The organism is Tautonia rosea (assembly GCF_012958305.1).
GTDB lineage: Bacteria > Planctomycetota > Planctomycetia > Isosphaerales > Isosphaeraceae > Tautonia > Tautonia rosea.
The window spans coordinates 131,492-156,019 of the sequence record NZ_JABBYO010000007.1 but is presented as its reverse complement, the minus strand read 5'-3'; the positions used below and the strand labels follow the sequence as shown (position 1 = coordinate 156,019).

At 65.4% G+C, this 24,528-nt stretch carries 18 protein-coding genes; 10 read left to right on the top strand and 8 right to left on the bottom strand.

Features of this window, described 5'->3' with window-relative positions; all coding sequences use genetic code 11:
- Positions 1 to 72 precede the first annotated feature (72 nt).
- Both HG800_RS14105 and HG800_RS14100 read left to right on the top strand, forming a co-directional pair.
- On the top strand, positions 73 to 3,072 hold the full coding sequence (locus HG800_RS14105; RefSeq protein WP_235963689.1) for a protein kinase domain-containing protein: 3,000 nt from the start codon (positions 73 to 75) through the stop codon (positions 3,070 to 3,072).
- 512 nt (positions 3,073 to 3,584) lie between these two features.
- The gene (locus tag HG800_RS14100; protein ID WP_169977275.1) at positions 3,585 to 3,740 is read left to right on the top strand and encodes a hypothetical protein; all 156 of its coding nucleotides are present in this window, start codon (positions 3,585 to 3,587) and stop codon (positions 3,738 to 3,740) included.
- A gap of 250 nt (positions 3,741 to 3,990) precedes the next feature.
- On the opposite strand, the gene HG800_RS14095 is transcribed toward HG800_RS14100, so the two are convergent.
- Complete coding sequence (locus HG800_RS14095) at positions 3,991 to 4,689, bottom strand: SDR family oxidoreductase (RefSeq protein WP_315852040.1); 699 nt, start codon at positions 4,687 to 4,689, stop codon at positions 3,991 to 3,993.
- 298 nt (positions 4,690 to 4,987) lie between these two features.
- Here HG800_RS14095 and lnt point away from each other — a divergent pair, with 298 nt between their 5' ends.
- Positions 4,988 to 6,727, top strand: a complete 1,740-nt coding sequence (gene lnt / locus HG800_RS14090; protein ID WP_169977274.1) for an apolipoprotein N-acyltransferase — start codon at positions 4,988 to 4,990, stop codon at positions 6,725 to 6,727.
- A 66-nt stretch (positions 6,728 to 6,793) separates the two neighbouring features.
- On the top strand, positions 6,794 to 7,129 hold the full coding sequence (locus HG800_RS14085; RefSeq protein WP_169977273.1) for an MGMT family protein: 336 nt from the start codon (positions 6,794 to 6,796) through the stop codon (positions 7,127 to 7,129).
- A 137-nt stretch (positions 7,130 to 7,266) separates the two neighbouring features.
- Here HG800_RS14085 and HG800_RS14080 read toward each other — a convergent pair whose 3' ends face one another.
- Positions 7,267 to 8,184, bottom strand: a complete 918-nt coding sequence (locus tag HG800_RS14080) for an NAD(P)-dependent oxidoreductase (protein ID WP_169977272.1) — start codon at positions 8,182 to 8,184, stop codon at positions 7,267 to 7,269.
- Between the two features lie 310 nt (positions 8,185 to 8,494).
- On the opposite strand from HG800_RS14080, the gene HG800_RS14075 reads away from it, so the two are divergent.
- From HG800_RS14075 to HG800_RS14055, 5 genes are all read left to right on the top strand, one after another.
- Complete coding sequence (locus tag HG800_RS14075) at positions 8,495 to 9,079, top strand: MarR family winged helix-turn-helix transcriptional regulator (protein WP_169977271.1); 585 nt, start codon at positions 8,495 to 8,497, stop codon at positions 9,077 to 9,079.
- Positions 9,076 to 10,431, top strand: a complete 1,356-nt coding sequence (locus tag HG800_RS14070) for an efflux RND transporter periplasmic adaptor subunit (protein ID WP_169977270.1) — start codon at positions 9,076 to 9,078, stop codon at positions 10,429 to 10,431. Before HG800_RS14075 ends, HG800_RS14070 begins: the two co-directional genes overlap by 4 nt.
- Before the next feature lie 189 nt (positions 10,432 to 10,620).
- Positions 10,621 to 14,112 carry an efflux RND transporter permease subunit gene (locus HG800_RS14065; protein WP_169977269.1) on the top strand — a complete coding sequence of 1,164 codons (3,492 nt, stop codon included), beginning with the start codon at positions 10,621 to 10,623 and terminating at the stop codon, positions 14,110 to 14,112.
- A 123-nt stretch (positions 14,113 to 14,235) separates the two neighbouring features.
- Positions 14,236 to 14,526 carry a YbeD family protein gene (locus HG800_RS14060; RefSeq protein ID WP_169977268.1) on the top strand — a complete coding sequence of 97 codons (291 nt, stop codon included), beginning with the start codon at positions 14,236 to 14,238 and terminating at the stop codon, positions 14,524 to 14,526.
- A 113-nt stretch (positions 14,527 to 14,639) separates the two neighbouring features.
- A complete protein-coding gene (locus tag HG800_RS14055; protein ID WP_169977267.1) occupies positions 14,640 to 15,833 on the top strand; it encodes an arsenate reductase/protein-tyrosine-phosphatase family protein in 1,194 nt (397 codons plus the stop codon).
- Positions 15,834 to 16,009: 176 nt separating this feature from the next.
- Here the strand turns inward: HG800_RS14055 and HG800_RS14050 are convergent, their stop codons facing one another.
- Positions 16,010 to 17,254, bottom strand: coding sequence for a hypothetical protein (locus HG800_RS14050; RefSeq protein ID WP_169977266.1), 1,245 nt, complete (start codon positions 17,252 to 17,254; stop codon positions 16,010 to 16,012).
- A 249-nt stretch (positions 17,255 to 17,503) separates the two neighbouring features.
- Positions 17,504 to 18,880 (bottom strand): IS4 family transposase, encoded by a 1,377-nt coding sequence (locus tag HG800_RS14045; RefSeq protein WP_169977265.1) that lies wholly within the window; start codon positions 18,878 to 18,880, stop codon positions 17,504 to 17,506.
- A 312-nt stretch (positions 18,881 to 19,192) separates the two neighbouring features.
- On the opposite strand from HG800_RS14045, the gene HG800_RS14040 reads away from it, so the two are divergent.
- Entirely contained in the window at positions 19,193 to 20,152 is a 960-nt protein-coding gene (locus HG800_RS14040; protein ID WP_169977264.1) for a GGDEF domain-containing protein, read from the top strand.
- Between the two features lie 319 nt (positions 20,153 to 20,471).
- On the opposite strand, the gene HG800_RS14035 is transcribed toward HG800_RS14040, so the two are convergent.
- From HG800_RS14035 to HG800_RS14020, 4 genes are all read right to left on the bottom strand, one after another.
- Positions 20,472 to 21,095, bottom strand: coding sequence for a PEP-CTERM sorting domain-containing protein (locus tag HG800_RS14035; RefSeq protein WP_169977263.1), 624 nt, complete (start codon positions 21,093 to 21,095; stop codon positions 20,472 to 20,474).
- A 119-nt stretch (positions 21,096 to 21,214) separates the two neighbouring features.
- Positions 21,215 to 21,454: a tautomerase family protein gene (locus tag HG800_RS14030; RefSeq protein WP_169977262.1), complete on the bottom strand. Its 240-nt coding sequence runs from the start codon at positions 21,452 to 21,454 to the stop codon at positions 21,215 to 21,217.
- Between the two features lie 379 nt (positions 21,455 to 21,833).
- Entirely contained in the window at positions 21,834 to 22,790 is a 957-nt protein-coding gene (miaA, locus tag HG800_RS14025) for a tRNA (adenosine(37)-N6)-dimethylallyltransferase MiaA (protein ID WP_169977261.1), read from the bottom strand.
- 192 nt (positions 22,791 to 22,982) lie between these two features.
- Positions 22,983 to 24,398, bottom strand: a complete 1,416-nt coding sequence (locus HG800_RS14020) for a diadenylate cyclase (protein WP_169977260.1) — start codon at positions 24,396 to 24,398, stop codon at positions 22,983 to 22,985.
- Positions 24,399 to 24,528 lie beyond the last annotated feature (130 nt).

The following is a 24,528-nucleotide window of genomic DNA, read 5'->3' as shown; positions in this document are numbered from 1 at the left end:
GATCCACCCCCAAGAATCGCATGAACTCTCGGGCGGATGGCCCGCCAGACCTGTTTCGGGAGGGCTGCGGCGATGAGCGAGCGCACCATCTTCATGGAGGCTCTCGACTTTGAGGACCCCGACGCCCAGCGCGCATTCCTCGACCAGGCCTGTCAGAGGAACGTCGCGTTGAGGGCCAGAGTCGAATCCCTGCTTCAGTCGCATCGCAAGGCGGGCGACTTCCTCGACGATGATCCCGCCCATCTCCTCTCAACCGAGGCGGGAGGCCCCCTGGCCGAACCCTCAATCGAGGCGATCGGCACAGTGATCGGCCCTTACACGCTCCTGGAACCGATCGGCGAGGGGGGAATGGGCACCGTCTACATGGCCGATCAAGAACGGCCGGTCCGCCGCCGAGTCGCCCTGAAGGTCATCAAGCCGGGCATGGACACCAAGCAGGTCATCGCCCGCTTCGAGGCCGAACGACAGGCCCTGGCACTGATGGACCACCCGAACATTGCCCGGGTCCTCGACGCCGGCACGAACGACTCAGGCCGCCCCTATTTCGTCATGGAACTGGTCAAGGGCCTCCCGATCACCGAATTCTGCGACCGCCACCGCCTCGACATCCAGGAACGCCTCGACCTGTTCGTCCGGGTCTGCCAGGCGGTGCAGCACGCCCATCAAAAAGGGATCATCCACCGAGACCTCAAACCCTCGAACATCCTGGTTACGCTCCACGACGGCGAGCCGGTCCCCAAGGTCATCGACTTCGGCATTGCCAAGGCTACCAGCCAGAGCCTCACCGACAAGACCCTGTTCACCGGCTTCGCCCAGCTCGTCGGCACCCCTCAGTACATGAGCCCTGAGCAGGCTGAGTTCTCCGGCCTCGACATCGACACCCGCAGCGACATTTACAGCCTCGGCGTCCTCCTCTACGAACTCCTGACCGGCTCGACCCCAATCCAGCGCGAGGAATTTCAGCGGGCCCCGCTCGACCAGATCCGACGACTCATCCACGATCGTGAAGCCGTCACCCCGAGCACTCGGCTCAGCGGCCTTGGGAAATCGCTCTCCACCATCTCGGCCTCCCGAGGGGCCGACCCCCGCCGCATTCTCGTGGCCGTCCGGGGCGACCTCGACTGGATCGTCATGAAATGCCTCGAAAAGAAACGCGACCGCCGCTACGAGACCGCCAACGCCCTCGCCGCTGAGCTCCGCCGACACCTGAACAACGAGCCCGTCCTCGCCCGACCGCCGTCGGCCGCTTACCAATTCCAAAAGTTCGCCTCCCGCAACCGTGCAATCCTCACCTCGACCGTCCTCATCGTTCTGGTTCTCGTCACGGCCACTGTCCTGAGCCTGCTCCAGGCCCACCGCGCCACCCGGGCCGAGGCCCAGGCCGCCGCCAGTGCCGAGGAAACCAGCCTGGTCGTCGAGTACCTCGTCAATGACGTCTTCGGCGCCGCCGCTCCCGAACGGCTCCAGGGCAAGACTCCCACACTTCAAGACATCTTCGTCGCAGGAGAAGCGGCCATTCCCGCGCGCTTCGGCCACCACCCTACCGCCGAGGCCTCCGCCCGGATCGCCCTCGGTCGAGCCTACTACGATCTCGGCCGCTACGAGGACGCCGCCCCTCAGTTCCGCCTCGCCGCCGCCCTGCGAGCCGAGCACCTCGGCCCCGACCACCCCCAAACTCTTACGGCCGAGGCAATGGTCGTCCGCGCGCTGTGTCCCGACGCTCTGGGACTGGTCGCCATCCCCGACGAAGCCGAACCGATCGCCCGTCGAGTGATGGAAACCCGTCGCCGCGTCCTTGGCCCCAACGACCGCCAGACCCTCGACTCAATGACCACCCTCGGTCACGTCCTCCAGGTCAAGTTCAACAAGGCCTTGCTTGAGCGATTCAGAAAAGCTCCAAACCTCAGTCTCTCCGATGAGGTCCTTCGCACGCTGGGGACAGTCCCCATGGGGGAAGCACAAACCCTGCTCGAAGATGCTTATCAGGGCCAGACTCGACTTCTCGGCCCCGACCACCCGGAGACATTGGAGACGCTTCACGTCCTCGGACGGGTTCTGTATTGCAAGGCAGACCATGTCAACTCGGAGCGTGTCCTCCGACAGGCCGTCGCCGGGCGCGATCGCGTCCTCGGTGCCGATCATCCCGCAACCCTCGCCTCCCGCAAGTTCCTCGCAACCACACTCCAGCGACGCCAACAAAACGAAGAGGCGATCCTCCTGTACGCACAGGTTGCCGAAGCCCATCGCCGCCTCTTCGGATCGACCCACATTCAGACCAGCAGCGCCTTGAATCACTACCTGGGCACCTGCCGCGCACTTGGTCAATTCGAGACCATCCGCGAGGTCTCCGAGCGATGGCTCCGGGATCTCCTGGCGACCCCCATTCCCTCTGACGCCTATCAGCAATCCCGCCGCTGTATCCGGCTCGAACACCTGGCCATCTACCTCGCCACCCTCCCTGCCTCGGTCCCCGTTGACTCCGATCTGGCGACCCGAGCAGCCCAGGAGGCGGTGACGATCTTGGGAAGCCCCAAGGCCTGGTCTGCGCTCGCCCTGGTCCTTCACCGCGCCGGTCAGTTCGAACTCGCCCTCGAAGCCATCCAGGCTTCGGCCGATCACCCCGACTTCATCGGCGGCTTCGGATTTTACTGGTGCGCCCTTGCGCAATTGCAACTCCACGCAGGAGATGTCGAAGCCGCTCGTGCCAGCTACGAACGCTCCTTTCTGGACAAGAGTGAGCCCTGGCTTGCCGAACTTCAGGTTCTCCAAAACGAGATCGCTACGCGACTCCTTGAAGTCGACTCACCAGCCTCGACCCGTCGTCCCCCCGCTTTGTCACCAAACTCCCAGGACCTCAGGTCCCTCGTCTCTGCAACCCACATGAAAATCTCCCTGTTCCTCATTGGTCAGGATGGGAGCCCCTCGGAAGCGCTCAGGAACGACAGGGCGATTTCCCAGGAGACCAACCACACCGCTTTCAGCAATACAGGAGGACACAACAGCGGATCACGCTTCATCATCGACCAAGACTGCGGGACCATCGGCCCTCGATTGACGGGAGGGCCGTGTTGAATAAAAAAAATCTGTAACCTTTTGCTGATTTCGGTCAGATAGCTCTTAAGTGGATAACTTTGCGCCGATGCGTCGATCAGCGCCGCTCAGGATCGACTCGAACCATGATCACCGGGTAACTGTCAAAGCTGAGGAAGTGCCCCTCGATCAGACCTAATCCCCTTGACCTGAACCTTGAGCCTGCACGCTGAGCCGTAACGGGCAACCTCTGCTGGACTGGGAATCCACGTGACCCGAAAGCGAGGAATGAAACTGTGTCGATTACCTATCTAATTCCCTCGTTCGTCCAGTCTACCATACTCGCTCGAATTGCTCAGTATAGCGTCGGGTCCGTCATGGGTCTGACAATGCTCCTCTGGATCGCCGGTCGAGCCGGATCACCCTGCGAGCTCGTCCTTCATGTCACGGAGTCGAACGTGGAGGTTTCTGTGGGCGGCCACACGTGTCAAATTGACCAACAATCTCATGAACCAATCCTCTTGTACTTGAACCCAGGCCCATATGAGATGGTGATGACCCGAGCCGACCAGATCCTCTACCGCGAGCGCTTCGAGGCCAAATCCGGAGAGACGTTCGTGCTCACCGCGTACGACCCGAATCGGCTCGCCCCCGATCCGTCCTCCTTCCAGGAACACCGAACTCCCCCGAATCACCTGGATGGATCGTAAGAACGCCGACCGGGTCTCACAGGCCCGATCGAAGCCTCATCGCTTCGATCGCGCCGATTACCTTCCCGGTCGCCCCCCCCATCTCGGTGTGTGAGCGCGTGTGCCGTGTGTGAAGCGTTCTGGCTTGATTGTGATCCCTTTGGACAGAATGTGATCCCTTTGGACCGTGATTGTGAAGGTTTCTGGTGAGGTCGGTGCGGGTCGATTCCCGCACCGACCTCAGAGCACCAGTCCAACCAACCCCTGCCCGTTACTGTCCCGGCGCGGTCACAGACGTCCCATTCTGCGACGCTCCCAGTGCCAGCAGGTACGGCACCGCCGACTCGGCCCAGCGATCCGGCGACAGATAATTCCCGGCCGAGCTTCCAAACGTCGAGCGAAGCATCTCTGTATCAATCACCCCCGGATTGAACGCCACCGCCGCCATTCCCTGGGGCAGCTCCTGCGCCATCGCCTGCGTCAAGCCCTCAACGGCAAACTTCGACGCACAGTACGGCGCCACCTCGGCCGAAGTCGATCGCCCCCAGTACGAACTGAAGTTCACGAACACCCCCGACCCGCGGTCCACCATCGCAGGGGCAAACGCTCGAATCACGTTGGCAATCCCCTTGATGTTCACGTCTACCACACGATTGAATTCCTCCACCGGCACCTTCCACAAGGGTGCATTCTGATTGATGATTGCTGCGTTGTTGATCAACAAATCAGGCACGCCGAAGGTTTCCATCACGGTCGCGGCCCAGGTGTTCACGGCATCCTGATCGCTCACATCCACCACCGAAAACTGATGCGAAGGCCCGAACGTCTTCGCAAGCTCGGCCACACGATCGGCCGATCGGCCGCATCCGGCCACCGAATGACCCCGCCCGATAAAGCCCTCGGCCATGGCCCGGCCGAGTCCCCGGGTAGCACCCGTCAGCACAATCCGTTTCGATCGAGGCTCCGGCACGATGTCGCCTCCCTGGTTCTTGAACCTGCCTGCAGGGCAGCATTTCTTCACTGCTCCGCACCACGTCGCAAAGCCCGCTGCCCGTTCCAGTTTGTGATTCTCGCCCCAATCGCCTCCGTCCGAAACCCACCTGTTCAAGCCGCGCCCAACCTTTTGGTCCTGGAATTCGTATCCTCAAACGGGGGCATTTTCGGTTTGATGTCCCCGACGGACCAACCATCGCTCGGGAGATCACCACTCCCGAAATCGCCTTGAACCGCCACGGAGGCGCCGGCCGATTGACCGGCGCGGGGATCTCATGTCGCAGCCGACCGCCGCCGAACCCGCGTCCCAAACCGTCCCGGCGCCTCGATCGGCCAACGCACGTTTCGACCCGCATCCAAGCCTGCTCGGGGGCCTCTCCGGCCTCCTGATGGCCCTCGCCTTCGAGCCGACCGCCGCCTGGTGGCTCGCCTGGGTCGCCCTCGTCCCCGTCCTCCGGCTCGTCCGTTCCGATCGCCCGGCCAAATCGGTCTACCTCGGCTCCTGGGTCGGCGGCCTGACCTTCTGGCTCCTCGCCGTCGAGTGGGTCCGCGCCTCCGACGAATCGGCCTGGCCCGGCTGGCTTGCCCTGGCCCTGGTCCTTTCCCTCTGGTGGCCGGTCACCATCGGCCTCATGCGGGTGATGGTCCGTCGGCTTGGCATCCCCTTGATGCTCTCCGCCCCGGCCGCCTGGATCGCGGTCGAATTCGTTCGTGGTCTCTATCCGCTCAACGGCTTCCAGTGGTTCTTCCTTAGCCACAGCACCGCCTCGCTCACCCCTTTGATTCAGGTCGCCGACCTCACCGGAGCCTGGGGCCTCAGCCTCCTGGTCATGCTCGTCAACGCCTGGCTTCTCGAACTGATCGAACGCCCTCGATGGGTCCAAACCCCCTCGGGCCGCCGCCCCGCCATCGGGCAGGTGATTCGTACGGCCCTGGTTGTCGTTGCCCTCGGCGGCAGCCTCATCTACGGCAGCGTCCGACGCGATCAGGCCGACTTTCAGCCCGGCCCCAAGCTCGCCCTCATCCAGTCCGACATCCCGCAGGTCTTCGGCGGTGGACCCGACCCGGCCGAGGTCCTTGCCCGTTTCGCCCGCCTCGTCGGCCAGGCCACGACCGAGCAGCCCGACCTGATCGTCCTGCCCGAAACCATGTTCCCCTACGGCTGGATCGACATCGACCCCTCACTTCCCAAACCCGAATACCACGCTCAGCTCGCCCGCTACTCCCCCGGCTCCGACCCCGACCGCTGGGCCGAGGTCGGCGGCGAGGTCCGCACGATGCTCCACGAATGGTCCAACCGCATCAACACCCCCTTGATCGTGGGCATCAACTCCTATTTCTTCCGACCCGGCGGTCTCGCCCACTACAATACGGCCCTGTTGCTCCAACCAGGGACCACCCAGACCCAGACCTATCACAAGATCCATCTTGTCCCGTTTGGCGAGTACATCCCCTGGGTCAAAACCATCCCCTGGGTCCTGGCGCTCACCCCCTTCAGCGCCGACCACATGCCCAGCCTCGACCCCGGCCTCAAACCCTCGACCCTCAGCCTTGGCCCCTGGCGGCTCGGCACCCCCATTTGCTTCGAGGACAGCGTCCCCCATGTCGCTCGACGCCTTGCCGCTGCCCCCAACGGCCACCCGACCGACATCCTCCTGAACCTCTCCAACGACGGCTGGTTCCGCGGCACCGCCGCCCACCAGCTCCACCTGGCCAGCAGCATCCTCCGCGCCGTCGAGCTGCGGATGCCCGTCGCCCGGAGCGTCAACACCGGCACCTCCGCCCTCATCGACGGCAACGGCACCGTCCTCGCCTCGCTCGATCCCCCCTCCCGCGACTCCCTTCCGAACGCTGCCGAAGGGGTCCTCACCGTCGAGGTCCCTCTCGATCCTCGCACCAGTGTTTACATGAAGACCGGCGACTGGCTCCCTACCGCCTGCCTCGGGCTCTGCCTTGCGTCCCTTCCGATCGCCGCCGGCCGATCGCTCCTCATTCGACATAACACCAAGAAGTGAATTTGTCTTGACTTGATTTTCAGACAGGTGATCTGGTCGTCCGAGCGGTCCAAGGGGAGTCTCCCAATGCCGCGATCCCCCGCGTTCATGCGGATCAAGAACGACGTGCTTGCGATTGTCGGGTCGATTCCGGAGGGTCGGGTCACGACTTTCGCGGCCATCGGCCGGCATCTCGACGTCATGGCAAGGCACGTCGCCTACATCCTCGCCACCCTCACCGACGACGAGCAGGACGCCATCCCCTGGTATCGCGTCCTGGCCGACGGCGGAACCATCAGCAAAACCCGATTTGAGACAAGGGGACGCGAGCAGCTCGATCGCCTCCGCGCCGAGGGCCTTCGGTTCGGTCCAAGGCACAAGGTCGAGGGATTCGACCGCCTCTTCTGGTCTCCCAAAGACTGAAGCGCGGCTCGATCCCTTCGAGCCCCCTCCGACCGAGAGCCGATCCCGGTCGTGAGCCATCTGGGTTCACGCCGGCACGGCCCGGAATCATTCCAACTCCAGGCCCACCGACGGATTGGTCCCCGGAAGCGCCCGGTTCAACCCTTCGCCGTCCAGTCCACGTTCGACAGCTTCGCCAGGGCCAGCATCAACGCTTGCGTCCCATTCCGGGCGTACCCCTGCGCGGCCACGGCCTGATAAAGCTGCTCGGCCAGGGCGAGGCCCGGCATCGACAGGCCCATCCGGCGCGATTCGGCCAGGGCGATCCCCATGTCTTTGATGAAGTGCTCGACAAAGAAGCCCGGATCAAAGTTCCCCTTGATGATCCTTGGCCCCAGGTTGTTCAGGCTCCACGACCCCGCCGCCCCCGAGCCGACGCTCTGAAGCACCGTCTCCAGGTCCAGGCCCGCCTTGTGGCCATACAGCAAGGCCTCACACACGCCGATCATCCCGGTCGAGATGAGGATCTGATTGACCATCTTCGTGTGCTGGCCGGCCCCCGGCCCGCCTTGATGCACGATGGTCTTGCCCATGATCTCAAACAGGGGCTTGACCGTCGCCACCGCCTCCTCCTCGCCGCCGATCATGATCGACAGGCGCGCCTCCTTCGCCCCCACGTCGCCACCCGAGACCGGCGCGTCGATCGCGTGGACCCCCTTGGCCTTCGCCGCTTCAAAGATCTCCTCGGCCAGCTTCGGCTCGCTGGTCGTCATATCGACGAGGATGCTCCCCGGCTTCGCCCCGGCCAGCACCCCCGAATCGCCCAGAATCACTTCCCGCACATCCTTCGGATACCCGACGATCGTGAAGATCACGTCCGAGGCCGCTGCCACCTCCTTCGGCGTGCTCGCCTCGGTCGCCCCCTTCTCCACCAGCGGAGCGCACTTGGCCTTCGTCCGGTTGTACACGGTCGCCTTGTACCCAGCACTCATCAGGTGCCCGCACATCGAGGACCCCATCACCCCCGTGCCGATCCATCCAATCGTCGTCTTGCCCGGTGCGATCTCCAGAGCCATCGTTCTCGCCTCTCGCGCTCGCGGTTCAAGTCAAGATGCTCGTCCACCCAACGGCCCGATACCCTACCAGACCCCGGCTCCGATCGGAAGCAACCCCAACGCTCCCCTTGCCCACTCACGCTCCCCGAATACATTTCTCTCGATTTGTCTTGACGAGCAATCCGTTTTGGCTAGAAACTATCAGGAAGACTGACGATCCTCATTTCTGACGGTTGCCGCCACTGAAGATCTTCTCGACCCCACCGTTCAGACATTCTGGGAAAACCAGCGAACTTTTGGCGGCCTGCGACCCTCTTGCAATCGGAGCACAATGAACGATCGGACCGAGGAACTGGGCACGACTGAGGAGCGACTCGCTCTCGATCCGCGGCAAACATCGGCCCGGGAGCGATACGGCTTCTTGCTGGCGATGGCTGCCCACCGGCTCCGATCGCGGTTCGAGGAGGAGCTGGAGCCCATGGGCGTGCAGCTCAAGCACGTCCAGGTCCTCGCCATGATCTACCACTTCGGCCCGGTGGCCCAGCAGCGGCTGGGAGAGTCGATCTGTATCGATCGCACCTCGATGGTCGGATTGCTGGATGAAATGGAGCGTCGGGATCTGGTCCAGCGCCAGCCCGATCCGGTCGACCGACGGGCCCACCGCATCCACCTCACGGAATCGGGCCAGGATCTGTTCCGACGGGCGAATGACACCGTGGAAGGCGTGGAAAACGAGGTTCTGGCACCGCTCTCCGAACAGGAGAGATTGCAGCTCAAATCCATGCTCCAACGCATTATCGATCCGGGCGCGTGGTCCGGCTTCGAGCACATTAATATCAAGGTCAGCGGCCGGGCTGGCGAGGCGACGGGCCGATCCGAAGCCTTGCCGAGCGGCAGCGAAGGACGATCTCGATGATGGCCAAGCTCTTCCGCAACGTGCTGCTGCCGGCCCTGCTCCTGGGTGGCGGGGTCGGTGTCTTTGCCGGCCTGGTTGCCTCCAAGGAGCCTCCCCAGCGCGTTGAACGCGGTCGGGAGCTGCCTCGGGTCGAGGTCGTTCCGACCACCGATGCTTCGAATGAAGGCCTCGGCATCGAGGTCAACGGCACGATCATCCCGAAGCGCGAGATCACCCTTTCGGCCGAGGTCCAGGGAAGGGTCGTCGAGCGCACCGAGGCCTGCTGGGCCGGACGATCGGTCAAGGCCGGCGACTTGCTCCTGCGGCTCGACCCCCGGCCGCTCGAAATCCAGCGCGCCTCGTTCGAGGCCGAGCTGGCCCAGGTGGCCGCCGACCTTGAACAGCTCGACATCGAAATCGAGAACACCGAGGAACTGGTCACCCTGGCCGAGCAGGAAGTCGAGCTTCGGCGTCGTGAGCAGATCCGGGTCGAGCAGTTGATCGCCCGCAGCGCCTCGTCGGCCTCCGAGCGTGATGCGGCCGATGCCCAGATGCTCACCGCCCGCCAGAATTTGCAGCGGTTGCAAAACGATCGCCGCACCTATTCCAGCCGACGAGCCCGCCTGGAAGCCCAGATGCGTCGGATCGAGGCCCAGCTCGACCAGGTTGCCTACGACCTGGAACGAGCCACGATCACCGCTCCCATCGACGGACGAATCGTCGAGGTCCGCGTCGAACGTGATGCCTACGCCCGGCCGGGCGAGGTCCTGGTCACGATTGAGGACAGTGCCACGATGGAGGTCCGTTGCAGCCTTCGCCTGGAAGACCTGTTCTGGCTGGCTGGCGGCGACGATCCGATGACCCTGGCCAACGACGACCCGTACGCCATCCCCCGAGCCCGAGCGATCGTCTCTCGGACCCTGGCCGGCCGCTCGACCGACTGGGCCGGGGTGCTCTCTCGGTTCGAAGGGGGTGGCATCGACGAACGAACCCGCACCGTTCCGTGTCGGGTCGAGGTCCCGAACCCGGCCGGCCTGAGGCGCGGCATGTTCGTCTCCGTCACGCTGTTTGGCACCGAAACGCGGGTGCCCTTGCTCTCGATCCCCCGGGCTGCCTTCCGGCCAAACAATGAGATCTGGCTTGTGAACGACGGCCGACTGGAGATCCGACGGGTGGATCCGGTCCGGGTCCTGGACGAGGTGGTCGTGATCCGAGGAGACGGCCCCGGCGACCCGATTCCGGTCGGTGCCCCGCTGGTGATCTCTCCGCTCGATTCCCCCGTCGCAGGCATGGAGGTGGCCATCGTCGATCCTTCGGCCCCCAGCGTCCCCGACGAGACCGTCGCCTCGACTTCGGCTGCTCGACCACGATAACCCAATCTTGACGCGAGGGGCGCCCGGCCTGCGGCCTCGCCCCGTCCTTGCACCGACCAATCGGTCCGCGTTGCTTCGGTTCGAGTTCCCCTGACATTCGTGATGATTGGCGCATCGGCTGACGATCGTCGGCCCGTGCCTCGGCGTGCCAGTGCCTTCGTTCCCCCCGCCTGCCAAGGAGCCCTTTTCGTGAGTGGGATCATTCAATGGGTCGTCCGAAACGGGCCGGCCGTCAACACGATCATGGTGGCCGCCATCCTGGTGGGGGTGCTGTCGCTCCTGGGCCTGAAGAAAGAGCTGTTCCCCGAATTCCAGTTGGAGATCGTGACCATCACGGTCCCCTACCCCGGCGCGAGTCCGGCCGAGGTTGAAGAGGGGATTTGCCAGAAGATCGAGGAAGCGATCCGGGCGGTCGACGGCATCAAGAAGATCACCTCCACCGCCGCCGAGGGCGTGGGGACGGTGGTTGCTGAGATGTACGGCAACATCCGTGATCCCCAGCGGGTCTTGAACGAGATCCGCTCGGAGGTGGACCAGATCCCCAGCTTCCCGCTCCTGGCCGAGGACCCGGACGTCAAGCTGCTGGCCTTCCGCCAGCCGGCGATCCGGGTCGCCCTGTTCGGCGGAGCGCCGATGCCCGAAGGACTCGACGCCGAGGGGCAGCGTGCCTGGCGGCTTCGAGAGGATCTTCAACTTCGCGATCTTGCCGAGCGGATCCGAACCGAGCTGCTCGACCTGCCGTCGGTCTCGCTGGTCGAGATGCTTGCGGTCCGCGATTATCAGATCGACGTTGAAATCCCTGAAGAAACCTTGAGGCGGCACAACCTGTCGCTTCAGCAGGTCGGCCTGGTCATTCGCCAGGAAAATATCGAGTTGCCGGCTGGGGAAATCCGGTCCCCGTCGTCCGAATTCCTCGTCCGGGGCAAGAACAAGCGGTTGACGGGCGACGAGATCGCCGAGCTTCCCCTTCTGAGCCGAACCGATGGCGCCGTCTTGCGGGTCAAGGATCTGGGGACCGTGCACGACGGCTTCACCGATACGGCTCAGCGAAGCTGGATGCGGTTCCCCTCCCCCCTGGCCGACCCGGATGTGGCACCGGCCTTCGAGGGAGAGCAGCCGTCGATCGTGATGATGGTCCAGAAGACCCGCACCGAGGACCTGATCGAGGTCGTCACCGACGTTCGCAAGTATGTGGCCGATCTGACGCTTCCCTCGGGCTACCGGGCCGAGGTCTTCGACGATCAGTCGATTCTCGTCTCGGAGCGTCTGGATACCCTGACGAGCAATGCCCTGCAAGGGCTGGCCCTGGTCTTCATTGTGCTGGCCCTGTTCCTGGAGATTCGCCTGGCCCTCTGGGTGGCGCTCGGGATTCCGGTGTCGATCGGCTTCGCCTTCATCGTCATGGCCGGAACCGGCGTGACGCTGAACATGATCTCGACCTTCGCGTTCCTCATGGCGCTGGGGATCGTGGTCGACGATGCCATCGTGGTGGGTGAAAACATCTACCGCCATCGCGAGATGGGCAAGTCTCCGGTCCGATCGGCCATCGACGGCACCATTGAGGTCTCGGGTCCGGTCATGGCCTCGGTGACGACGACGATCTTTGCCTTCATGCCCATGTTTTTCGTGGCGGGGGTGCTGGGCAAGGTGATCTTCATCATGCCGATCGTCGTCTGCTCGATGCTGCTGGGATCGTTGGGTGAGAGCTTGTTGATCTTGCCGAATCACCTTTCGCACCGTCGGGCGCCGATTCTGGGAGTCATCGGCCGGGTGGTCGTCTGGCTCTTGACTCCGCTCTTTGCCTGGATCTGGCTGGTGCGGGCCTTCCGCAGTCGGCGGGCCGAAACGCGAGCGATGCGGCTGGAAAACCCGGTAATCTCGGCCTATCACGGGGTGCGGTCGTCCGTCGATCGGGCCTTGAAGTGGGTGATCGAACGCACGTATGAGCCGTCGTTGCGGTTCTTCCTCCGCTTTCCGGTCGTGTTCCTCTCGGCAATGCTGGCGATCCTGGTTGGCTCGTTCGGCCTGGTGGCGAGTGGCAAGGTGCCGTTCGTGGTCTTCCCGGATTTCGATTCGAACTACATCACGGCCACGGTGACCTACCCGGCCGGAACCCCGGCGAGCGTGGTGGACGAGGCGACCCAACGCATGGCCGAGGAGATCGAGCGGCTTCATACCGAGATCGCCGAGGAATCCGGCCAGCCACCGATCCGCGCCATCAGTCGATCGATCGGCTATGTGGAGACCGGAGGAGGAGGACCAGGAGCCTCGATGTCGAGCAGTGGCTCGAACATGGGCATGGTCTTCGCCGAGATGGTCGGCGGTGAGGAACGGCCGATCAGCAGCTTCGAGTTGGTCAACCGCTGGCGAGACGCCTCGCTGAAGCGGGTCCACGGCTTCGACGAGGCCAAGTTCAGCGCCGGCAACACCGGCCCCGGAGGCAAGCCGATCGAGTTCCAGCTCGTAGGCGAGGACATGGACGCCCTCGAAACCCTGGCCGAACGCTGCAAGGAACGCCTGGGGACGTATGAAGGTGTGTTTGACATTGCCGACAACAGTAAGCCGGGGAAGCCGGAGATCCAGCTCCGGGTGAAGCCCTCGGCCGAGGCCCTGGGGATCGACACGAACGCCCTGGCCCTGACGGTTCGATCGGCCTTCTACGGCGAGGAGGTGATGCGGCTGCAACGTGGTCGGCACGAGGTGAAGCTGATGGTCCGGAACCCCCCGGAGCAGCGCGAAAGCCTGGCCAACCTGAGGGAGATTCGGATCCGGACCCCCGAGGCGGGCGAGGTTCCGCTGGACGAACTGGCCTCGGTGACGGTTGAGCGGGGCTACTCGGCAATCAACCGGATCGATCAGCAACGGTCGATCACCGTGACGGCCGACCTCGACTCGGCCGTGGCCAACGCCCGGGAGATTACCCAGGATCTTCAACAAACGTTCATTCCTGAGCTTTTGGAACTGTTCCCCGGTGTCACGGTTCGGTGGGAAGGACAGGAGCAGGAGACGCAGGAGTCGTTTGGCAGCCTGGTGGTGGGCTTCGTGATCGCCCTGTTCGCCATGTTCGTGCTCTTGACCACGCAGTTTCGGTCGTATCTGCAACCGGTTTTCATTCTCATGATTGTTCCCTTCGGTCTGGTTGGGGCAATCTGGGGCCACCTCTTGATGGGCCTGCCGCTGACCCTGTTCAGCTTCTTCGGGCTGGTGGCACTCTCGGGCGTGATCATCAACGACTCGATTGTGTTGATCGACTTCATCAACAACAACGTGGCCGCGGGCAAGCCGATTCGGGTGGCCCTGCGCGAGGCGGGCAAGGACCGGTTCCGCCCGGTCTTGCTGACCAGCCTTACGACGGTGGCGGCATTGCTGCCGCTGTTGACCGAGAAAAGCTTGCAAGTTCAAGTGTTGATCCCCATGGCGACAAGTCTGGCGTTTGGGCTGGCCTTCGGTACGATGGTGGTCCTGATGCTGGTCCCCTGCCTGTACGCGATCTATGCGGATGTGCTTGACTGGCTTGGCCATTCGATCAGCGAGGATCACCACCTGGAGGACGAGATTCCCCTGTCGGTGGACCTGGACGACGAGGCCAGCCATACGCCGTCGCAACGGTCGGGGGCGGCCCCGGCCCGAGAGCCGGTGCACGCCTCGCCCGACGATCCAACCCGCGCTCCGGGGGCCTGAGTCGCGTCTGATGGCCCGGTGCTTCCGCCGCTCGGACACCGGGCCTGGACTTGCCGAGGGGGTGGCGTCGCGAAACAATGAAGAGGAACTGTCCGACGCCTCACCTTGAATCAAGGAACACTGATGTCTTCGAACAATATCCCGTCTGCTGATCTGCTGGAGTCGGTGCATCCGTTTCCGGGAAGCTACCAGATTCGGGCGATCGGATCGTCCGACGAGGATTTCCCGGCGCGGGTGGTGGCCGCAGTGCAGGAGGAACTGGCCGGCCCGGGAGAGCTCGATCATTCGGTCCGGTTCACCAAGGGGGGGCGGCACGTCTCGGTCACGCTGGACATCACGGTCCAGTCGGCCGATCAGGTGCGGGCGATCTATGCCAGGCTGCATGAGGTTTCGGGCCTCCGGCTTCTGTTCTGAATTGACCGCGATTGGCGGCAGACCGTAAGCTCGATAGCTCGCGTAAGCAACTTCCTCGGTTCACTCTGGTGGCGATCCGGGGGCTTCGAGACCCGAGGCCAGGCCCAAGGTCCATGAGCGATCCGAACCCGTCGCCTGAACTCATCGAGCTGTTTCGAGCGGATGATCCGAGGGACGTTGTCCATCGAGCCGTGGCCTCCCTGGCGAGGGGCGGGGTGATCGCCCTCCCGACCGAGACCGGATATGCCCTGGCCGCCTCGGCCCTGAAGCCGGAGGCGGTCGCTCGGGTCGCCGCGGCCATGCAACGGCTCGCCGAGCACGATCCCGAGGCTACCGGGGAGGTCTGGCTCTGCGTCCGAGGTCCCGGAGAGCTGACCGACTGGGCCACGGAAGCGCCGGTCGAGGCCCGCCGGGTCGCCTCGCGGGCCTGGCCGGGGCCGGTGGTGCTCCGACTGGCCGACGGGGTGAGCAGCGGTCTGGCCGATCGCCTTCCTGAAGGTGCTCGAACCGCACTGGTCGGCTCCGACGCAACCATCGCCTTATGCTGCCCGGAGCATGCGTTTGTGGAGCATCTGACCCGATTGCTGGCCGGGCCTCTGGTGCTGGGGCAGCCGATCGGCCCGCAGGGGGAAACGGTCCGGGCGGTCGCGGGGCTGCTGGAGCCGAAAGGGGCCGATCTGCTCATCGACGACGGGGCGATCGACGATCCGGACGGCCTGTCGATCCTGGCCTTCAAGGCGGGGCAGATGACCGTCGTCCGGCATGGCCTGCTCGACGATCGCACCCTGGGGAGGCTGGCGAGTACCATCATTCTGTTCGTCTGCACCGGCAACACCTGCCGGAGTCCAATGGCGGAGGCCCTGTTCAAGGCGATGCTGGCCGATCGGCTCGGGTGCCATCCCGAGGACCTGGAGGCGCACGGCTGGCTGATCCTCTCGGCCGGGCTGTCGGCCATGCAGGGGGCTCCCGCGGCGGCCAACGCGGTCGAGGTCGTCCGGAAGTTTGGCGGATCGCTCGAAGGGCACGCCAGCCGGATGCTCGTGCCCGAGCTGGTCCGGGCGGCCGATCGGATTCTGGTCATGACCCGGTCGCATCTCCGGATTCTGCTTGAACATGCGCCCGAGGCTGCCGACCGCACGGCCCTGCTCGACCCGGACGGGTACGACATTGATGACCCGGTCGGCTCGGACCTGTCCACCTATCGGTCCACCGCCGAGGCGATCCGGACGCATCTGGCCATCTGGCTCGACGAACTGATCCCTCCCGGAGCCGGGCAAACTCCACCGGAAGACATTCGGGATCGCTGATCCGATCCGGTTCCTGGGGGACTCGGGGTTATGGCTGAGGGTTCCTGGAAGGTCGGATTGCCAAGGAGCGAGGAGCGGGGGGGGCGGCCTTCGGCGCGGACCGAGGGCGGGAGGATCGGGGGTTGAGCCCGATCGAGCGGGCCGGCCGGGGCGGACCGAGGCGGGATCGGGGCCGATCAGCCGCGATCGTCGTCGTGGGAGGGGCGATGAGGGGCCTGCAACGGGGGATCTTGAGGAGCCATCGGGTCGGTCGAGGGGCGTGCGGACCCGGTCGATCGCGGGTCGGTGCGCTGATCGAGTCGAGGCTCAACCGCGGAGGGATCGCGACGGATTTCCTGATCTGACTGAGGGTTGAGGCGATCCGAAGCGGTCGCATCGGCTGGTTCGGGAGATTCGTTTCGGGAGCGATCCGACGGCGGGTCGGGAGCGTTGGCTCGGGCGGGGTCGGCGACTGGCATCCGGGGAGGCTCGGGACTCCGTGACGGCGGGGGGGCCGGCGATCGCCGGGTCGAGAGGTGGGGGTGGGCCTGGTGCCACTGGCGATCATGGTCCTTCGAGCGTTCGACCCGGATGCGCATGACCTGGTTGATTCCCCGAATCATTTCGGAGAAGGCTTCGCGGCGGTAGCGCTGGCGCAGCTGGCCTTCCTTGGTGGTGTCGATGAGGCCGAGCTGAGCCTCGGCGGCGGCCTCGGCGGCATCCTGGTGCTGCCAGAGGTCGTCTCGGAGGGTTTCGAGGCGATCCAGTTCATCGGCGATCAGGAGGCGAAGCTCGGCGAGGGCGGGGAGGAGGTCGGTCGGGAGGCCGGGGGTCGGCTCGACCGGGAGCCGGGAGCAGCAGCGGACGAGGTGCCAGACGCGCCGGAGTTCCGGGTCGGCATCGGGGCCGGGGGCCTGGGGATGAAGGCCGAGCAACCGCATGGACCGGGCCATGTCATCTCGATCCCAAGTGATTCCTTGACAGAGCTTTGCGTCGAGGCGAAGCCAGTGGCGGATGAGCCAATCGCAGCCGAAGGAGGAGGTTTCGAGGTCGGCCACGGTGTTGGACGGGTCGTGGGGAAGCGCCTGGGCGAGCTTGCGGACGGCGTGGCGTCGGGCCTTTTGCCAGCGTTCGACGGCTTTGCGGGTCGAATCGGCGAGGGCGGATTCCTCGGCCTTTCGGCAGCGTTCGAGGCGGGCATAGGCGAGGGCGGCGGAGCGGATGAGGGCTTCCTCGGGGTCGTTGTCGGAGCCGAGCTGTCGGGTCCAGGTTTCGGAGAAGGTGTTCATCAGGGCGATCTCGGCCTCGGTGTCGGGCAAGGAGGCGGTGAGGCCGTGACGGCGGGCGTTCTGCCGGGTCCGATTCAGGGCGTCGGCGGATCGGGGGCCGGGGGAGCGTCGGGGGGAGTGTGGGTGAGGGATCGGGTCGTGGGGGGCGCTCATGGGTGTCACCTCGAAGCGATCGCCGGCCGCCGACGGGCGGGTGAGGCGTGGTGTTTTTCTTCATCGAACTCGGCCCGGCGCGCGGCTCCCGCGCCGCGGCCGACGGAAGGCCGTACCCTGAGATCATCGTGGCAACAGGGAGCGCCAGTCACAAAATCCGGGTTTGACGAGAAAAACGATCGGGCAGCAAGGGGATCACGAGGCGGGGCCAGGCGTGTTGTTCTCCCTCGGCTCTGCAGGGGCTCACCATTACCCACAAGTTGGGGGACTGGCCCGCGACGCTTGTTCGGCGAGATTCCAACCCAGGGTCAGGTCGTCGAGTCGACGGAGGCCGCGCCAGAGGGTTGTCACGCCGGGCTCTCCGTCGCGTGCTCGACCCAGGAAGCCTCCCAGCCGGGCCAATTGGCGAACGGCTACTCTCAATCCGGGAGCCCTTTCCGGCGGTTCGGATCGCTCGACCGCCCGGTGCAAGACCTGCCACGACGCTTCGGCGATCACCGTGTCACAGGCGTCCTCGGGAGCTTGTCGGGCCCGGCATGTCAGCCATAAAAGCCGCCAGGCGACCACGGCATAGGTAGCCAGAGCGCGACGTAGGCGAGACGCATCCTCCAACTGGAGTCGCTCCACCTGACAACCGCTCTTGAGCACGGAGTGATAACGCTCGATGAGCCAGCGTCGTGAGTACCAGAGCACCATCCTTTGGGCCTCCGCCAAGGTCGTGACCGGCAGGGTCGTCAGCAGCCACCACCGGATTGGCTCCTCGCCCCCCGGAGGGGACTCCTCCTCGGCCAGGATCGCCGTCACGCGGAGATCGGCGAGGCGTTCGCCGATGCGGCGAGTCAAGGGCGGCGCCAGGGACACCGCCGCGAAGCGTGCGGTCAGGCTCGCGACCCGCGCCGGGCGGCCGGGACCGCGACGGATCTCGACATCGAACGACCCCCGGGCGGGCTCGGTCCGTAAGGCCCGGTCGAGCAGCTTCTCGGCATGCCGGACGCGGCGACGCGGCTTGGCGCGGATCAGCAGATGGGAGCCGTCACGCCGCGGGGTGGCGAAGAGGTCATAGAAGTCGGCCTCGCGATCGGCCACCGTCACCACGAGCGTCCCCGGGGGCAGTGCGGCTTCGGTGGCACTCAAGGCCTCGATCCATCGCTGGGTCTCCTTCGCCTTGGTCGGCAACTTGTTGCGCAACGCGCGATGCCCCAATCCCTCGGGGGCTCTTGCCCAGACATGTTGATGCAGCAGGCCGAGGGGGACGCCGTCGAGGTCGGCAGCCAAGACGGAGTGGGCAAGCAGCCCGACCTTGCGGCGGTTCGCCAGATAACCCAATCCGGAGGTCGCGGGGTGGGTTGTCCAGTCCAGTGCGGTGGTGTCCTGGATGGCCAGGATCGGGCCGATCTCGGGCAGGCGGTCGCGGACGCTGTCGCGATGAGCGGCCAAGATCGCCTCGGGGGAGACCCGGTCATTGTCCCAGAAACGGTAAGCGGCCTTGGCGGCGGCCCAGGAGCCGGTGGCCTGAGGGACGCTGGCCTCCGGCCTCGCGGCGAGAGCCTCGACGAGGATCGCAAGGCGACGATTGAGACGACGATCACCAAGGCGGACGGAGCGGAGTTCGTGTTCGGACCACATCCTTCTCTTACGAACCGAGAATGCCAAGAGATCGCCACCCCCCAACTTGTGGGTAATGGTGAGCGGCTCTGCAGGGGAGGGAGGCGAGCACGTCGTCTCAGCTCGGGGAGGTTGGGGAAACCGAAAGCAGTTCAAGAAATTCTGAGAAAAATGGGGGAACTGGGGGCAAATCCGTACGCCCTCTCGAACTGCCCGACTTACAATGAAGGTGAGCCTTTCTGATTCCTTTCGCCCGAGGCGATGACGCCGCACCATGCTCAGGAGTCATGGCGACCTTGTCTTGCTCGGACGACGTGATGTCGGATGACGATCATGGACGCCTCTATACACGATTCCGGGCAGTCGCAATCGTTTCTGCTGCAGGTGCTCGACACGCTGCCGGCGGCGGCGTATACGTGCGATGTGTCGGGGTTGATTACCTACTGCAACCGGAACGCGGTGGACGTGTGGGGACGGACGCCGCGGATCAATGATCCGGCGGACCGATTCTGCGGCTCGTATCGCCTGTTTTACGCGGATGGGCGGTTGATGCCGCATGAGGAATGCTGGATGGCGCTGGCGCTGAGGGACCAGGCGTCGTACAACGGGCAGGAGGTGGTGATCGAGCAGCCGAGCGGCGCGATTCGGTGGGCCCTGGCGCACGCGAACCCGATGCGCGACGCCGAGGGTCGGTTGCTGGGGGCGTCGAACGTGCTGGTGGACATCACCGATCGAAAGCGGATTGAGGAGCAACTGGCGTATCAGGCGACCCACGACGCGCTGACCGGTTTGCCGAACCGCTCGAAGCTGCTTCAGGCACTGTCGAAGGCGCTGAACGAGGTGGAGGCGGGGGGGGAGCCGTTCGCGTTGCTGCTGCTGGATCTCGACGGGTTCAAGCGGATCAACGACACCTTCGGGCACGAGGCGGGGGATGAGGTGTTGATGCAAATGCGTCCTCGGCTGCAGAAGGTGGTGACCCGGGACGATCTGGTGGCGCGGCTGGGTGGAGATGAGTTCGGGATTGTGCTGCGTGGGGCCGATGAACTGCGCGCGCGGCGGGTGGGGGCGGCGATTCTGGCCTCGATCGGCCTGCCGATGCGGGTCGGTGAGCAGCGCTTGACGGTCGGGGCGAGTCTGGGGATTGCGACCTGGCCGGACCAGGGACGGGATGTGTCTCGCTTGCTCAGACATGCCGACCTGGCGATGTATGCGGCCAAGCGGGCGCGGTCGGGGTTGGAGGTGTATGCCGGGTCGCAACCGGCCTTGAGCCCGAGCGGGGGCTCGCCGGCCTGAGCATCGGGTGGGTGGCTCGCGGGATCCCAGCCCGTTGGAGGTGTCGCCAAGGGGTAGGGTGGCATCTGAGGGCTGTTTCGGACGACGAGACACGGGTTTCGAAGGCAGAACCCGTGCCACCCTCTTGGCTTTCGGAACGTATGCCGACACCGTCAAGCGGTTCGTCTCGCCTGGGTGTCCCGGGTTCCGCGCCAGCGGAACCCGGGTAAAGCCGCAGAGGCCAGCCGGCCCCTCGCCCGGGTTCCGCTAGCGCGGAACCCGGGACACCCGGCGAGCCGGGGCTGTCGAGCACGGCGTATGCGGCATGGCCAGGCACTCCTCAATTGCAGGACGAGGGCACGGCTTCGGCTTTGCCACGGCGAACCGCCCCCCTTCTTCTGGCATACCCGGTCAGCCCGATCAGCCCGAGGCCCAGCAAGAAGAGGCCACCCGGCTCGGGCACGGCTCGGACGGACTGGACAGCGTCGATGTCTGGCCCCTCGAAGGCGTTCGTCAGGTCGATGCGCAGATTCTGGATTCGGACGAATCGAGCGGCGGATAATCCTGCAGTGGCCAAGTCGAACCCGAGGGTCACGGGCTGGTCGACCCCTCCTGACGGCGTGCCCGAGGCCCCGAGGCTGAGGAACGAGCCGGCGGTCCCATCGAGGCTCGCAAAAACCTCGAAGACTTCGTCGTCGCCCGGGATCCAGTCGACGAGATGGATCAGAAGATCCGAGCCGATGACATCGACGAACGTCCGGTCGAAGCTCACGGTCACGAACCCAGGGGTCGAGGCGTCGACTTGATCGAAGCCGGCAATCAGCCCGTCCGGCGCGCCAAGCACATTGGTCGGACTTCCACCGGAAAGTGGTGAACTCTCGACGAGAGAGGTGGCGAACTCGGCGGATGCCGGGTTGATCGAGAATCCAGCGATCGAGATGGCGAGGACGAGGGCGAGACGCATCAATATTCTCCACTAAGTCTAGGGCCTTACGAGCAACCTCAGCGGATCGGCCCGGGGAGAGGAACCTAACTGATCGAACTCTCGAGACGGGCCGCGGCGGGCCGGGGCCATGAGAGCGGTCAGGCGGCGGGATCCGATGGCGATTGGCCAGCGGCAAGTGCCTGGACATCCGCCGTCGTCAACGGATTCCCGGCGATCCCCCAACTGCCGCTCTTCACCTCCTCGACGACCACCCAGGTGACCGCACGCATGTTCTCTCCTTCGATGGAAACCATCGCGTCGGTGAGCTTGCGGATCATCTCCTGCTTCTGGGCCTCCGAGAAGACGCCCTCGATGACCTTCACCTGAACGAGAGGCATGGTGCATTCTCCTCGGCTGCGTCCAGATGACCTGGGGCCACCTCGGACTCGGACGCGATTCGAAGTCCAACCTTGTTTCGGTGCGCGATTCGTCCCTGTTGCGGCAAACCGGCGACCCCAAAAAAACGCGGCAGAACACGGCCTAAACGCTCGTTTCATCCTGAGCGTCGCATCAGCACTGTGCCTGCAATCGCTGGAGATTGCAAGGAGATTCTCGGGCTTCGACGGACAGAGGCAGATGACTTCGTCCCGATGTTGCCGTTTTTCAGAGGGTGCGGAGCGTCGATGAGGACGCGGCGCAACGTTGCGCGTTGAGATTGAGCATCATTCTGCGCGAGGGGGAATGAATGGCCCGGGACGGGAGCGGATCACGAGATGTTCAGGAGGGGGACTCGGCTCGGGGGAGGAGGGCGAGGAGGCGGTCGGCGGTGTGGTCGGGGGGTTCGGGGTCGGAGAGGGAGAGGAACTGGACCTCGGAGAGGGAGCGGAACCAGGTGAGCTGGCGCTTGGCGAACTGGCGGGTGCGGGTCTGGATGAGGGTGATGGCGGCGGCCTCGGAGGGGAGGCGGCCGGTGAGGAGGTCGAGGACCTCGCGGTAGCCGACGCCTTGCATGGGGACGGGGTGGGGAGGGTGGGGCTGGGCGAGGAGGCGGCGGACCTCGTCGATCAGGCCGTCGGCGAACATGGCGGCGACGCGGCGGTTGATGCGGTCGTACAGCTCGGCGCGGGGGCGGTCGAGGCAGACGACGGGGACGGAGGCGGGGGCGGGCTGGTCGTGCTCAAGCTGGAGGGCGCTGAGGGGTCGGCCGGTGAGGGTGACAACTTCGAGGGCGCGGATAATCCGTCGGCGGTCGTTCGGGTGCAGGCGGGAGGCGGTGGGGGGATCGACGGCGGCGAGGCGGGCGTGGAGCGCGGCGTTGCCGAGGCGGTCGGCCTCGGCTTCGAGCGTCTGGCGGAGGGCGGGGTCGGCGGCGGGTCCGTCGAAGAGGCCGCGGAGGAGGGCCTTGAGGTACATCGGCGTGCCACCGACGAAGAGGGCGGGCCGGTTGCGGGAGGCGATGTCGGCCAGGGCTTCGGCGGCCCAGGCGCGGTAGTCGGCGACGGAGGCGGATTGCCAGGGATCAAGCACGTCGATCAGGTGGTGCGGGACCCCTCGGCGCTCGGCGGCGGTGGGCTTGGCGGTGCCGATGTCCATGCCTCGGTAGAGGGTCATGGAGTCGAGGGCGAGGATCTCGGCGTTGAGCCGCTCGGCGAGGGCAATGCCGACGGCGGTCTTGCCCGAGGCGGTCGGGCCGGTGAGGTAGATGGCGCGGTGGAAGGGGTTGCTGGTGGGCATGGGCAGTAAGCAGTAGGCAGTAGGCGGTAGGCGGTAGGCAGTAGGCAGTAGGCAGAAAGAAGTAGGCGGTAGGTGGTAGGCAGAGGATGGAAGGGAGTCGACCGGATTGCGATGAGGACCGGAGAACAGCGGGAAGTGATCGGAAGGACCAGAGGCCGGAAGGTTGAGGGCTCATCGCCGCCTACTGCCTCATCAGAGTTCCCAGACGCGGCGGCCGCCGAGGAACATGGACATGACGCCGTCCTGGCTAACCTTGAGGACGGGGCCGTGGTAGCTGGCGGCCAGGGCGGCGACGGTGCGGGCGCCTTCGGAGGCTCGGGCGGCGAGGATGGCCTCGGGGGTGATGCGGAGGATCGCGCCGAAGGCGAGAAGCTGGGCGCGGCGATCGACGACGACCGCGCCGTCGATGCCGGCGACGGCTTCAAGGACCGAGGCGTCGAGGTCGCCGACCCGGCGGCTGAAGATCAGGTGATGCAAGGCGCGTTTGGCCATGCGGGGGGGAAGATGGTCGGGGTCGGCGGGGGCGTCGGGATCGAGGGGGAGCATGTCCTCGATCCGGTCGCCGGGAGCGACGAGGTGGGGGAGCGATTCCTCGGGGTCGCGCAGGAGGACGATGAGGGCGCCGACTCGGTCTTCCGACAGGTTCATGGCGGCCTGAAAGAGCCGGGCGGCGAGGCCGGGGGGTGCCTGGTCGCCGACGGCCCTGGTCCAGGAGGCAAACTTGTTGGGCACGTCGAGCAAGCGCCATCGGGCGTTGGCGAAGGTGAAGACGGGCACGCCTCCGGCAAAGACTTTGATTTCCTGAGAGGGAGAGAGGACGAGGCCGACGTGATCGCCGGTACGGGTGGCTCGGGCATGGTGCTCGAAGCGTCGGGGGCACGGGGCGGGCAAGGGGGCGTGGCCCTGGACACGCTCGGTCCATCGTTCGATGTCGACGGCCCAGGCGAGGTCGCCGCGACGGTCGACGACGAAAACCGTGCGGAGGCCGTCGCAGAGGCGATGGATGATCTTGATCGAGGTCAGGCGGACGTTGTATCGGGGGGCGTCGGGGGCGTTGGTGCGGTCGGGGAAGGCGGGGTCGGTCTCGGTGCCGAGCAAGAGGGCGCCGGAGGAGACGCGGCGATCCTCGTAGGTCGAGAGCGCGGCCATGCGCATGGCTTCCATGGCCACGGGGAGGCGCATGGGAGCGGGAGGGTTGAGGTATTCGGTGACGATGACGTCTTCGAGGGCGTAGTCGAATAGCTCGGTGCGGTCGACGGCGTCGATGTCGATGAGGGTGCGGAAGCGGAGGTCGAGGACGCGGACGATCGTTTCGACGAGCCTGCGCTCGGAGCTGAGCAAGGGGACGGGGCTGACCGGCTGGAAGACGTAGCGGGAGCCGAACCAGTCGATGATCAGATCGAGGCCGTCGGGGTCGCTGAGGAGGTGGTAGTTGGGCTCGTCGGGGCGGGCGTTCCAGTGGATCGGGCTGTGGTCGCCTTCGAGGCGGAGGCGGGAGTCGGGGAAGAAGTGGTCGAGCTGCTGGCGTAAGAGCGCGTGGTAAAGGCCGACGAGCCGGGAGTTGGATCGGAAGGAACGCTCCGGGATCGGGACCGTCGGCTCAGGCATCGGCAATCGTCCCCCATCGCTCGAACGTGGCACGGGAAGGGGCGGAGTGAGTGACTGGGAATCGGGCGAGGTAGTGTAGCGAGTTGGACGGGGCGTGTCGTGGCCGATTCCGGAGCGAGTCGAGGGAAGG

Bases quoted from the DNA above. Each gene is read 5' to 3' on its own strand.
- HG800_RS14045 (WP_169977265.1), bottom strand. From the start codon at position 18,880: ATGTGGTCCGAACACGAACTCCGCTCCGTCCGCCTTGGTGATCGTCGT.
- HG800_RS14085 (WP_169977273.1), top strand. From the start codon at position 6,794: ATGCCGCGATCCCCCGCGTTCATGCGGATCAAGAACGACGTGCTTGCG.
- HG800_RS14070 (WP_169977270.1), top strand. From the start codon at position 9,076: ATGATGGCCAAGCTCTTCCGCAACGTGCTGCTGCCGGCCCTGCTCCTG.
- lnt (WP_169977274.1), top strand. From the start codon at position 4,988: ATGTCGCAGCCGACCGCCGCCGAACCCGCGTCCCAAACCGTCCCGGCG.
- HG800_RS14050 (WP_169977266.1), bottom strand. From the start codon at position 17,254: ATGAGCGCCCCCCACGACCCGATCCCTCACCCACACTCCCCCCGACGC.
- HG800_RS14080 (WP_169977272.1), bottom strand. From the start codon at position 8,184: ATGGCTCTGGAGATCGCACCGGGCAAGACGACGATTGGATGGATCGGC.
- HG800_RS14020 (WP_169977260.1), bottom strand. From the start codon at position 24,398: ATGCCTGAGCCGACGGTCCCGATCCCGGAGCGTTCCTTCCGATCCAAC.
- HG800_RS14030 (WP_169977262.1), bottom strand. From the start codon at position 21,454: ATGCCTCTCGTTCAGGTGAAGGTCATCGAGGGCGTCTTCTCGGAGGCC.
- HG800_RS14040 (WP_169977264.1), top strand. From the start codon at position 19,193: ATGGACGCCTCTATACACGATTCCGGGCAGTCGCAATCGTTTCTGCTG.
- HG800_RS14100 (WP_169977275.1), top strand. From the start codon at position 3,585: ATGACCCGAGCCGACCAGATCCTCTACCGCGAGCGCTTCGAGGCCAAA.
- HG800_RS14105 (WP_235963689.1), top strand. From the start codon at position 73: ATGAGCGAGCGCACCATCTTCATGGAGGCTCTCGACTTTGAGGACCCC.
- HG800_RS14055 (WP_169977267.1), top strand. From the start codon at position 14,640: ATGAGCGATCCGAACCCGTCGCCTGAACTCATCGAGCTGTTTCGAGCG.
- miaA (WP_169977261.1), bottom strand. From the start codon at position 22,790: ATGCCCACCAGCAACCCCTTCCACCGCGCCATCTACCTCACCGGCCCG.
- HG800_RS14075 (WP_169977271.1), top strand. From the start codon at position 8,495: ATGAACGATCGGACCGAGGAACTGGGCACGACTGAGGAGCGACTCGCT.
- HG800_RS14060 (WP_169977268.1), top strand. From the start codon at position 14,236: ATGTCTTCGAACAATATCCCGTCTGCTGATCTGCTGGAGTCGGTGCAT.
- HG800_RS14035 (WP_169977263.1), bottom strand. From the start codon at position 21,095: ATGCGTCTCGCCCTCGTCCTCGCCATCTCGATCGCTGGATTCTCGATC.